This window comes from Bacteroides caecigallinarum (genome assembly GCF_021530995.1).
In the GTDB taxonomy this organism is placed as follows: Bacteria; Bacteroidota; Bacteroidia; order Bacteroidales; family Bacteroidaceae; genus Phocaeicola; species Phocaeicola faecigallinarum.
In genome coordinates, this window is the sequence record NZ_JADYTF010000128.1 from 1 (window position 1) to 9,226 (window position 9,226).

The window sequence follows — 9,226 nt, forward strand, 5'->3', positions numbered from 1 at the left end:
AGTTTGAGGCGATCAGCCTCACTCAATTCAAGCACTTTTATATGTTTCATGATTCAATTTCTAAAATATCATGAGACAATATTAATAATTTATGCTGAATATAAAAATATTTTAGATCACTTACTTAACTATATAATCACATAATTATATGGTTATACAAATCATTCGATTATGGAGATTTTGGTGATAATAGCCGTATTTTGGGTGGTCGGGAAAATCCTCAAGGGACTGTGGGGCGGTTTCAGAGAGTCAGACTACCGGAGAGACCGATAACCCATTGGACGAAGGGACATGCAGAATACGGGCAGGACATACATCGCTATCGACCTGAAGTCGTTCTACGCATCGGTCGAATGTGTGGAGCGTGGGCTTGATCCGCTCACGACCAATCTCGTTGTGGCCGACAGAAGCCGGACGGAAAAGACCATCTGCCTTGCCGTAAGCCCTTCGCTGAAAGCATACGGCATCCCGGGACGCGCCCGACTGTTCGAGGTCGAGCAGAGATTAAGGGCAGTCAATGCCGAGCGCAAAAGAAAAACAAACGAATACCGGCTGACAGGAAAATCGGTATCGGACATGGAACTGAAAGCGCATCCGGACTGGGAGGTGGACTATATCGCCGCCCCGCCCAGAATGGCCTACTACATAGAACACAGCACACGCATCTATCAAATCTATCTGAACTATATCGCCCCGGAGGATATCCATGTGTATTCCATCGACGAGGTGTTCATGGACGTAACAGCCTATCTGCCCACCTATGGAGTCTCGGCGCACGAATTGGCAAGAAGGATAATCGGCGATGTGCTACGGCAGACAGGTATCACGGCGACAGCGGGCATCGGCACCAACCTGTACCTATGCAAGGTGGCTATGGACATCGAGGCCAAGCACATCCCAGCGGACAAGGACGGCGTGCGCATAGCGGAACTGGACGAAATGACTTACCGACAGAAGCTGTGGACACACCGCCCGCTAAGGGATTTCTGGCGTGTAGGGAAAGGCATAGCCGACAAGTTGGAGCAATACGGCATCTACACGATGGGCGACATCGCAAGGCAGTCCGTTAAGAACGAGGAGCTGCTGTACCAGTTGTTCGGCATCAACGCCGAGCTGCTGATAGACCATGCCTGGGGCTGGGAGCCTTGTACAATGGAAATGATAAAAGCCTATAGGCCGTCAACCAACTCGTTCAGCAGTGGTCAGGTGCTCCAGGAACCATATACGGTGCGGAAGGCCCGGGTGGTAGTCCGGGAAATGGCGGAAAGTGCCGCTCTCGACCTGCTTGACAAGAGGATGGTGACAGACCAGCTTGTGCTGACTGTCGGCTATGATACAGCCAGTCTGACCAATGGGGACATGCAGACAACCTATAAAGGTGAGATAACAACAGACCATTATGGCCGCAAAGTTCCGAAGCACGCACACGGCACTGCCAATCTGGAAAGCCCGACATCATCCGCACGGCTCATATCCGAGGCTGTCATGGAACTTTTCGACCGGATTGTCAATTCCGACCTGTTGGTGAGACGCATCAACCTGACCACGAACCATGTCGTCGATGAAGAAACGGCAGCCAAGAATCCGGTTCCGGTGCAGTATGACCTGTTCACAGACTATGAAGCGCTGGAAAGGAAACAGAGGGAAGAAAAGGAAAGGCTTGCCAAGGAGCGCCAAATACAGACGGCCATTCTGAACATCAAGAAACAGTTCGGCAAGAACGCCATTCTGAAAGGACTGAATTATGATGAGGGCGCCACTGCCAAGGAACGCAATGAACAGATAGGAGGACACAAGGCATGAAGCATCCATATGACGACATTATTGACCTGCCGCACCACGTTTCCAAAAGCCATCCGCAGATGTCCATGTACAACCGTGCCGCCCAGTTTGCCCCCTTTGCCGCCCTGACCGGACATGATGCAGCCATCACAGAGGCCGCAAGGCTGACGGAGACGGAACAGGAACTGTCCGAAAGTGATGCTGAAGTGCTGAACAGGAAGCTGGCTTATCTGCAATCATTGGATGAAAAGCCGACTATTAGTGTTACTTATTTTGTGCCTGATGATAAGAAAGAGGGTGGAAGTTATCATACGGCGACCGGGATTGTCAAGAGTGTAGAGCCGGACAAAGGGGTTCTACTGTTCGAGGATGGCACGGGTATTCCTGTTATCCGTATTAAAGACATTGATGGGGAATGTTTTTTGACCGAATAGAAAATGTATTGTCAAATTATAAACGTGCAATGTTGCAATAAAAAACAGTAAAATGGATTACATAGACAAATATTCGATAAGTGTATGTACGAAAAAGCAGATTATGGCACAGGAGGTGTACGACATGATTTTCTCCGACTATCCTCCTCTTGTAAGGTTGCTTTTCAATATCCGGAATAAAATTGTAAAAAGGCTCGGGCTGAAAGCCAGTAACGGCTTTAACGACCTTATAACGGAAAACTCCACCAATCACATACAAATTAAAAAAGACGACAGGCATCTATTTCTTGAAATCAAGATTGAGTGTGGCGAGCTGGTAAAATCGGAGCAGGCAATCAGTATCTGCACATCCGTTAAATTTCACAATGCTTTGGGACGGATATACTTCTTTTTCATAAAACCTTTTCATAAATTATTATGCCGCATGGCATTGAATAGAATCATCAGAAACAGACGATAGAATTGAAGATGTTTAACAAACTACAAATACACAGTTAAAATGGATGATTACATATCATATTTAAATAAGGTCATCCCGGATAAGGACTGCCTTAAGATTGTCAAATCAGAGGCTGAAAAGTTCCGGAGTTCACATTCTTCCAGCGAATGTCATACAATGGGGATGACTCTATATCAATCAGATAATTATCAGATACAGGAAATAGGAATCTTCCTTCTTGGATATGCCGCACATGAAATTCCCGAATCCTTGGATTTTCTGCGAAATACTGTGAGCAAACATCAGAATTGGAAGGTACAAGAAATTTTGGCTATGGCTTTTGACAACCATTGCAAATTCATTGGCTATGAAAACGCATTGCCTCTGATTGCCAGCTGGCTTAGTGATACAAATCCAAATGTTCGCCGAGCAGCCTCAGAGGGACTACGGGTGTGGACGAGCCGTCCGTATTTCAAGGATCATCCGTCCGTCGTTATTCGTCTGCTGTCAGATAGGAAAACGGATAGCAGTGAATATGTCCGAAAATCAATCGGCAATGCACTGAAAGACATCAGCAAGAATTATCCTGAACTTGTCTTTGAAGAAATCCACAAGTGGGATGTTTCATCAAAAGAGATAAAACAGGTGTACAATCTCGCCGCAAAATTCATGGAATCGAAGCCTTGATATTATAAAAGGAATTTGCTGTTGCAACGATTCATCATCAAATGCCGCAACCGTCATCATGACAGCTGCGGCATCTCTCATATCAGGCTGCTGGTTCAGTCATTCTCTTTTGGTAGTCGAGGATTTCATCCATTGTCAGCCATTGCGGTTTTTCGTCCTCCTTGAAACTGTCGTGCAACAGTAGCATGTACTCGATTTGTCGCTGTTCATCGCCAGCCCACAGGCGTTTTGGATTCCTGTTGCCATAGTTCAGATAATACTCGCAATCTGACTGCATTCGGGACAAAAGCATATAGCGGAACTTCTTGTCATACTGTAAAACTTCTTCTTTCGTCATGTCTTTTCTTTTTTGATATTCATTTAATCCGTCACTTCAAAAAAGTAACTCAACTCGTCATCCTTCAAATTCTCCACTGCATACCGGTCTGCCTGCTCCCAAAGGTCATTATAAAGTGCTGCGACTTCGGGGCGGCTCTTGTAATTTTGCCATATCTTATGATTGAGGACTAAAACCAACTCTGTAAGAAACTTGTAGTCCTCTTTCCATTCCTCGAAAGCACGGTTGTATGTGTCCCGGATAGCCGAAAGCCCAAACAGATCGGCTATTGTGAAATCTTCCCAAAAGGTTGTCTGTACCGTGTAACCGTTCTCGCTCATAAATTCTCTGAATGTCATAATGCTTCAATTTTAAGTTTGATTTTTATTTTCCCTCTGGTCCCATTTCGTACCGGAAGGCTGATTATTTTTCTGCCTCTGGATTGATGGCCAGACCGGGCAAGGAGGATGCGGGAAATACGCTCGCCAATTCATTGGCGAGGAAGATTTTCCGTCAGCAAGTGCAAGCAGTCCTTGACAGGTCTGAAAGCCTGCAATCGAAATTTGCAGAAACAATAAGCGGGGTTACGGGCATGGGACTGCGGCCGGATAAAGGAATAAGTATAAAAGTAGCAGAGCTCTGTGGTACTATAAAAGCTGTGATGCGTCATGTAATGAAGCATAAAAAAAGCGACCCGAAGGCCGCTTTTGACCGGAAGGCAGGATGTCATTTCCTGCTTCGCTTTGCTTTCTTTGCCGGCTCCACAGGAGCTTCCTCCCTTTCTGCTGCCGGGTAGAACTTGACGGCTACCATCGTGATGCGGTTATGCTCGATGCCATCCTTGTCGGTCCATCTTTCAGGTTTGAAATAGCCCTCCACGGTAAGCAGGGTGCCTTTGGTCAGGATGTCGAAGGAATCTGTGTTTTCGTTTTTACGCCATGCTTCAAAATTCTGGAAAGCGGATACCCTGCTGGTCTGGTCTCCTGACTTCTCCTGACGGCTTACGGCCAGAGAGAAACGAGCTACGCTTGCGGTGGCAAAACTGCGGATCTCAGCGTCTTGTCCTACGAAACCTGTCACTGCGAATGTGTTCTCAATCTTTTTCATAACTAAATGCTTTTAGAAGTTAAAAAATCAATTTTACGATGCTGGAAAAGTAGGTGCCGATAAGGGATGCACCAAGGACTGCCAGCAAATACTCTTTATTTTTAGTTTACCAAAACCGCAGGCTTGATAAAGGAAGATTTGCGCAGCTGGACATTGGTCAAGGCTCATCAGCCGTTCCCGGCTGCACACTATCTTTGCAACGGAAAATGATTGCGACTTCGGCTAAAAGCATTTATGAAAAAGCAGAACACATAGTGACATCGGATTCGGGAGGACGCATCGCAAGTCACAGGGGCGGCACGATTCCTGCCAATGTCGGCTGAAGTCACCAGACCCGCATAAGAATCCGCTTGAAGATGGAGCTGCGGAAGAAAACAGGAACTGACAGAAAAGGCTTCCTGCGTGGAACGGCTATGCCTGGAAAATCGACAGTGGTATCGTGCCGCGTTGCAAGAGGCTGTCATTTCCGGCAGTATCGAGGAAGAGGGAAGAAAGAAGGAAAAGCGGCTGGTGGCATACTGCGGATGAAAGCGGCAGGGTCACCCTGATGCGAATGGAATGTGTTCTAAAAGGTTGTGCAGCCAAAAGAAAAAGATTATAAAAGGATGAAGCCGAGTAATTGGCGGCATAAGCCGGCACAGGACATCCCACACCGGCTTATTAAGCTGCCGTCAATTAAGTTCGACAATATCTTCTATTCTCCCGTACAGCACGGAGCGCAAGGCTGTTTTGTCCACGGCATAATACTCGGAAATATGTCCGTACTGTTTGACGAAATACCGCTTAAGCACATCAGAGAAGTCAAAGTAATAGCCACCTAATGCTATGCCCTTATTGAAATAGGTTCCGTTTCTTACTTCTCTGGTGAGCCAATTCTTATCCTCTCTGCTCAACTTTCCGCCGTTATTGAGACTTTCACGGAGTATGTACGCTCGACTGTTCTGTAATGTTACCAGTGCAGGGACTTCCCACTGGACGAATTTGATTGCTATCTGTGTCATAAGTATAGATATTGCTTATTCGTGGATAATGACTTCATCACGGTATTCGGATACTTCTTTACCGCTGGTCAGACAAACGATGATTCTATTCCCATAGTCGCCGACAATAGTTCCCTCTGTATAACCCTTGTACGGGTTAAGCAAGGTGCAGTTCTTACCTATGATGTCGGACTGTTCTTCAATATCGTACATAATCTATTTTTTTTATCGTTTGATGTTCCACATGCCATTTGAAAAAATCCGAAACTCCGCATACTCATCTCCGCCCTCAAAATTGTAAGAAAGGACACGGATATAAATGTCATTTCTCATCTCTAATGATTCAATCAGTCTGTCAATCATTCCTTCAGGATAAGTCCACTTGGAATAAAATTCTCCCTGAATGTAATCCTCTGCCATCTCCATATCACAGTCAAAGAAATTCTCAATGAAGAAATCGTTAATCCTTTCAATGTCTTTCTTGCATTTGGTCTTGGCAAGGAAAAGGTTTGTTGCATAATTCGCCATAATCTCAATTTTTAAGTTTTCTTTTTCTTCCCTCTGGTAGCATCCGCTACTTTCGGGCTTGATTAAAATTATAGCGCATTAAAAGGTGTCGTGAGACATTCAAGCAAGGTTTCACAGCAAAATACAACCTGTGTAAGACATAGGTGGAGATTTTGGGAAGAACCGTCAGGCTTCGACCTTGCAGACAATGTCGCAAGACAAATACCTTCGCGACATGATTCTTATCGAACGACCGGAAGTCGATGTGCGAAGTATCGGGAGATGTTTATCGTCGTATAAAAGTAAGTTGCAGCGAAAAGAAAAAAGGGAATAAAGAGTTTTTCTTTTTTGGCTGCAACAATCGTTTAGTTTAGAACTTGAAGAGATATACAAAAAACAAACTAAACCTATTTTTCTATGCTAATCTTTAGTTTTGTCCCTGGGGACAAATTAAGAAATAGCAAACAGAAAATATCTCTTTGAGATGATGTCAGAAAATAATAACTTTGCTTCTAAAATTAGAAGAATCAAATAACCAGTAGAAATCAAAACTGATACTCTCACTTGTTCTTTTTTTCTTTTTATGCGTCACTTTTTGTCCCCAGTTTGTCCCTTAATAGAAATTCTAATACAATTATGTTGTTTATTATAAATGCTTTATATTTTATTATCACTTTCTGCATCGGCAAATAGCTAACTTCTTGATTATCAGGTAGTTATAATTATGAACAGTCTAAAATACTGACTAAAAACGACTTAAACATGGCAAAATAATAGTTTTTGGAAAGGTATTTTCTTTTGTTATGCCTATTTTTGTAAACGGTAACGGGAAGTGCACAGATTTCGGTAATCGGGAGTGCTCAGATTTTGGTAACAATAATGCACCGATTTCGGTAACAACGATACACAACTTTCGGTAACAAGACTGCACAATCTGCAAAGGTAAGATTTTCTTATGAAGATACAAGTGTTGCAGTGAAGCGGGGTAGCCCGCTTCACTGCAACTGCGCGCCCTTCTATACAGATTGGACACCAGTCTCGTCTGCAATGACATGCTCCACGGTCTCGGCCAGTATTTCTCCAAAGGTGATGATAAGCCCCATGAGTTGAGTGGTCATTTCCTCTGCATCAGGATCGGTTGCCCAAGTGGTATTTATATAGTTGTCATATTCGGTTTCAGCCTTGCTGAAGTCAGCAAGAGCATCTTTAAGTGCCTGTATGTTATCTGTTTTCATTGTTCTGTTCTATATTGTTGAAGATTGTCTTTCGGTTTTCCATTCTGTAGCTGGGCCCTGAGAGCTGGATGAGTTCGCATTTGTAAAGCAGGCGGTCGAGTATGGCTGTAGCCAGCACCTCGTCGTTGAGAGTTGTGGCCCATTCCGCAGGCGACCGGTTGGTGGTTATGATGAAGGATGTAGACTCATACACCGAGTTGATCCAGGCGAAGAGGATGTTTCCTTCCTCCCTGCTGACAATGATGTTCATCAGGTCGTCAATGACAATCAGCTGCGCCGAGCACAGGTTCCGGTATTCAACTCTGGCATATGGCGTGGCATCCCTGGTTTTGAGGGTGTTCATGATGCTTTCCATCGTTCTGAAGTAACCTTTATAGCCATGCTCTATAGCGTCCGCGCACAGACCTGAGGCAACGTATGTCTTTCCAACACCTGAGGGGCCTGCAAGCATGATGTTATATCCGGCTTCCACCCAATGCAGTTCACGGAGCTGGTTCAGTTGTGTAAGGCTCAGTCCCTTGTATTTGGAGAAGTCATAGCGGTTCAGGTCATGGTCCATCGGCAGCCGTGCTGCCTTGTAGCGGAGCACTTTCTGGCGCGCTTCACGGCCTTCGACCTCTGTCTTGAGGATATTCAGAAGGAAGTCATCATAACTTGGCGATGATGTCTGGGCCTTGACCAGCTCCTCTGCGGCGTTCATGGTCAGACTTGACAGTCTGAGACGCCTTGCGCAACTGCGTATGGCAGTGAGTTTATCGGTAGTATGTTCCATGGCTATGCCTGTTTGAAGAGTCTCTCGTAAGTTCTTATGTCTGATGTGCCGGGATTGATATTGGCCATCATCCTGCTCTGGCCGTCACCCAGCGGCTTTACAGTTACAGGAATGACATTCCGTACCGCAGCAAGTTCAGAGACAGCCTCCTTGAAGAAGTTGGCGCTATAAAGATGATTCTTCAGGCATCTGGCCAGGGCTGCATCGCAGGCCTGCTGCCCATAGTCCGTATAGCACGAGTGTATGGACATGAGCTGGTCGCGCATGTATCGCGGATACCGCTCCTTCAGCTTTTCAAGGAACATGGCTATGGCTCCTTTGTCCGTGAAGAGCTCGGATACGTTTCTGCTGTACTCTGCGACTTTCACGGAACGGTCGGCCCTATGGTTCCTGTTATGGACCTTGATGCCGGAGCCGGCCGGGATAATGTGACGCGCAATCTCGCATCCGGACCGGTCTTTGATTATCAGGTCTGCCCCGTCTACAGTCGTGTAGACCTTTGTCCCGTCACCTTTGTATGTGCCAAGTGGCAACGAGTAGATGTTGCCATGGAACTTGATTGTGTTGTCCTTGATGACGGTATATTCGTTGCCGGCAGGCCTTGCCAGCATTGGAACATAAGGCTGAAGATCCTTGCATTCGTTGCACCACTCCTCATACGGGACTTTGCGCGTGGTGCCGTGGGTCATGGCATTCCCTGTCCTGCGCAACCATGCTTCCGCTTCGGCATTGAGGTTGTCAATGGTGCTGAACTGCCTGTTGAGAAGGAAGTTCTGTTTGACATACTTGACGGCATTCTCAACCTTGCCCTTGCTCTCCGGGTCGGCAGGACGGCAGAAAATAAGGTTCATCCGACATTTCGCGTGATGCGGCAATCATGGAGTGCATATAACCTTAGCTCAAAGTATCGTTCATCCCTAAATCCGTATGCCGCTCTCTTCAAGACCTTTATCTTGTTGTTGATTCC

At 45.8% G+C, this 9,226-nt stretch carries 16 protein-coding genes; 6 read left to right on the top strand and 10 right to left on the bottom strand.

The annotated features are described in order from the left end of the window. The first annotated feature begins 291 nt into the window (after positions 1 to 291). The 4 genes from I6E24_RS13905 to I6E24_RS13920 are packed head-to-tail and all read left to right on the top strand — an operon-like array spanning position 292 to position 3,342. Positions 292 to 1,803: a Y-family DNA polymerase gene (locus I6E24_RS13905; RefSeq protein ID WP_235329141.1), complete on the top strand. Its 1,512-nt coding sequence runs from the start codon at positions 292 to 294 to the stop codon at positions 1,801 to 1,803. After that, positions 1,800 to 2,216, top strand: coding sequence for a hypothetical protein (locus tag I6E24_RS13910; RefSeq protein ID WP_235329142.1), 417 nt, complete (start codon positions 1,800 to 1,802; stop codon positions 2,214 to 2,216). Before I6E24_RS13905 ends, I6E24_RS13910 begins: the two co-directional genes overlap by 4 nt. A 52-nt stretch (positions 2,217 to 2,268) precedes the next feature. Beyond that, positions 2,269 to 2,676 carry a DUF2867 domain-containing protein gene (locus tag I6E24_RS13915; protein WP_235329143.1) on the top strand — a complete coding sequence of 136 codons (408 nt, stop codon included), beginning with the start codon at positions 2,269 to 2,271 and terminating at the stop codon, positions 2,674 to 2,676. Between the two features lie 39 nt (positions 2,677 to 2,715). After that, positions 2,716 to 3,342, top strand: coding sequence for a DNA alkylation repair protein (locus I6E24_RS13920; RefSeq protein WP_235329145.1), 627 nt, complete (start codon positions 2,716 to 2,718; stop codon positions 3,340 to 3,342). Between the two features lie 82 nt (positions 3,343 to 3,424). On the opposite strand, the gene I6E24_RS13925 is transcribed toward I6E24_RS13920, so the two are convergent. Then, positions 3,425 to 3,679 carry an LPD11 domain-containing protein gene (locus tag I6E24_RS13925; RefSeq protein WP_009317526.1) on the bottom strand — a complete coding sequence of 85 codons (255 nt, stop codon included), beginning with the start codon at positions 3,677 to 3,679 and terminating at the stop codon, positions 3,425 to 3,427. A 23-nt stretch (positions 3,680 to 3,702) separates the two neighbouring features. After that, entirely contained in the window at positions 3,703 to 4,017 is a 315-nt protein-coding gene (locus tag I6E24_RS13930; protein WP_009317527.1) for a hypothetical protein, read from the bottom strand. 83 nt (positions 4,018 to 4,100) lie between these two features. Here I6E24_RS13930 and I6E24_RS13935 point away from each other — a divergent pair, with 83 nt between their 5' ends. Beyond that, positions 4,101 to 4,454 carry a hypothetical protein gene (locus I6E24_RS13935; RefSeq protein WP_235329147.1) on the top strand — a complete coding sequence of 118 codons (354 nt, stop codon included), beginning with the start codon at positions 4,101 to 4,103 and terminating at the stop codon, positions 4,452 to 4,454. Here the strand turns inward: I6E24_RS13935 and I6E24_RS13940 are convergent. Further along, the gene (locus I6E24_RS13940; RefSeq protein WP_235329148.1) at positions 4,385 to 4,765 is read right to left on the bottom strand and encodes a single-stranded DNA-binding protein; all 381 of its coding nucleotides are present in this window, start codon (positions 4,763 to 4,765) and stop codon (positions 4,385 to 4,387) included. The genes I6E24_RS13935 and I6E24_RS13940 overlap by 70 nt on opposite strands. 356 nt (positions 4,766 to 5,121) lie before the next feature. Between I6E24_RS13940 and I6E24_RS13945 the strand changes: the two genes are divergently transcribed. Further along, a complete protein-coding gene (locus I6E24_RS13945) occupies positions 5,122 to 5,313 on the top strand; it encodes a hypothetical protein (protein ID WP_235329150.1) in 192 nt (63 codons plus the stop codon). Positions 5,314 to 5,436: 123 nt separating this feature from the next. Here I6E24_RS13945 and I6E24_RS13950 read toward each other — a convergent pair whose 3' ends face one another. The 7 genes from I6E24_RS13950 to I6E24_RS13980 all read right to left on the bottom strand — a co-directional run. After that, positions 5,437 to 5,766, bottom strand: a complete 330-nt coding sequence (locus I6E24_RS13950; RefSeq protein ID WP_235329151.1) for a molybdenum ABC transporter ATP-binding protein — start codon at positions 5,764 to 5,766, stop codon at positions 5,437 to 5,439. Between the two features lie 15 nt (positions 5,767 to 5,781). Beyond that, positions 5,782 to 5,958 (bottom strand): ribonuclease P, encoded by a 177-nt coding sequence (locus I6E24_RS13955; protein WP_235329152.1) that lies wholly within the window; start codon positions 5,956 to 5,958, stop codon positions 5,782 to 5,784. A gap of 12 nt (positions 5,959 to 5,970) precedes the next feature. Further along, on the bottom strand, positions 5,971 to 6,273 hold the full coding sequence (locus tag I6E24_RS13960; protein ID WP_235329153.1) for a hypothetical protein: 303 nt from the start codon (positions 6,271 to 6,273) through the stop codon (positions 5,971 to 5,973). A 995-nt stretch (positions 6,274 to 7,268) separates the two neighbouring features. Continuing rightward, positions 7,269 to 7,487 (bottom strand): hypothetical protein, encoded by a 219-nt coding sequence (locus I6E24_RS13965; RefSeq protein ID WP_235329154.1) that lies wholly within the window; start codon positions 7,485 to 7,487, stop codon positions 7,269 to 7,271. Further along, on the bottom strand, positions 7,474 to 8,259 hold the full coding sequence (gene istB, locus I6E24_RS13970; RefSeq protein ID WP_235329155.1) for an IS21-like element helper ATPase IstB: 786 nt from the start codon (positions 8,257 to 8,259) through the stop codon (positions 7,474 to 7,476). Before istB ends, I6E24_RS13965 begins: the two co-directional genes overlap by 14 nt. A gap of 2 nt (positions 8,260 to 8,261) precedes the next feature. Beyond that, entirely contained in the window at positions 8,262 to 9,134 is an 873-nt protein-coding gene (locus tag I6E24_RS13975; RefSeq protein WP_235329156.1) for a hypothetical protein, read from the bottom strand. Next, the coding region (locus tag I6E24_RS13980) for a transposase (RefSeq protein WP_235328481.1) at positions 9,107 to 9,226 on the bottom strand (120 nt) is incomplete at its 5' end. The genes I6E24_RS13975 and I6E24_RS13980, both read right to left, overlap by 28 nt.

Coding starts and splice junctions, on each gene's coding strand:
- I6E24_RS13905 (WP_235329141.1), top strand. CDS start 292: ATGCAGAATACGGGCAGGACATACATCGCTATCGACCTGAAGTCGTTC.
- I6E24_RS13910 (WP_235329142.1), top strand. CDS start 1,800: ATGAAGCATCCATATGACGACATTATTGACCTGCCGCACCACGTTTCC.
- I6E24_RS13915 (WP_235329143.1), top strand. CDS start 2,269: ATGGATTACATAGACAAATATTCGATAAGTGTATGTACGAAAAAGCAG.
- I6E24_RS13920 (WP_235329145.1), top strand. CDS start 2,716: ATGGATGATTACATATCATATTTAAATAAGGTCATCCCGGATAAGGAC.
- I6E24_RS13925 (WP_009317526.1), bottom strand. CDS start 3,679: ATGACGAAAGAAGAAGTTTTACAGTATGACAAGAAGTTCCGCTATATG.
- I6E24_RS13930 (WP_009317527.1), bottom strand. CDS start 4,017: ATGACATTCAGAGAATTTATGAGCGAGAACGGTTACACGGTACAGACA.
- I6E24_RS13940 (WP_235329148.1), bottom strand. CDS start 4,765: ATGAAAAAGATTGAGAACACATTCGCAGTGACAGGTTTCGTAGGACAA.
- I6E24_RS13945 (WP_235329150.1), top strand. CDS start 5,122: ATGGAGCTGCGGAAGAAAACAGGAACTGACAGAAAAGGCTTCCTGCGT.
- I6E24_RS13950 (WP_235329151.1), bottom strand. CDS start 5,766: ATGACACAGATAGCAATCAAATTCGTCCAGTGGGAAGTCCCTGCACTG.
- I6E24_RS13955 (WP_235329152.1), bottom strand. CDS start 5,958: ATGTACGATATTGAAGAACAGTCCGACATCATAGGTAAGAACTGCACC.
- I6E24_RS13960 (WP_235329153.1), bottom strand. CDS start 6,273: ATGGCGAATTATGCAACAAACCTTTTCCTTGCCAAGACCAAATGCAAG.
- I6E24_RS13965 (WP_235329154.1), bottom strand. CDS start 7,487: ATGAAAACAGATAACATACAGGCACTTAAAGATGCTCTTGCTGACTTC.
- istB (WP_235329155.1), bottom strand. CDS start 8,259: ATGGAACATACTACCGATAAACTCACTGCCATACGCAGTTGCGCAAGG.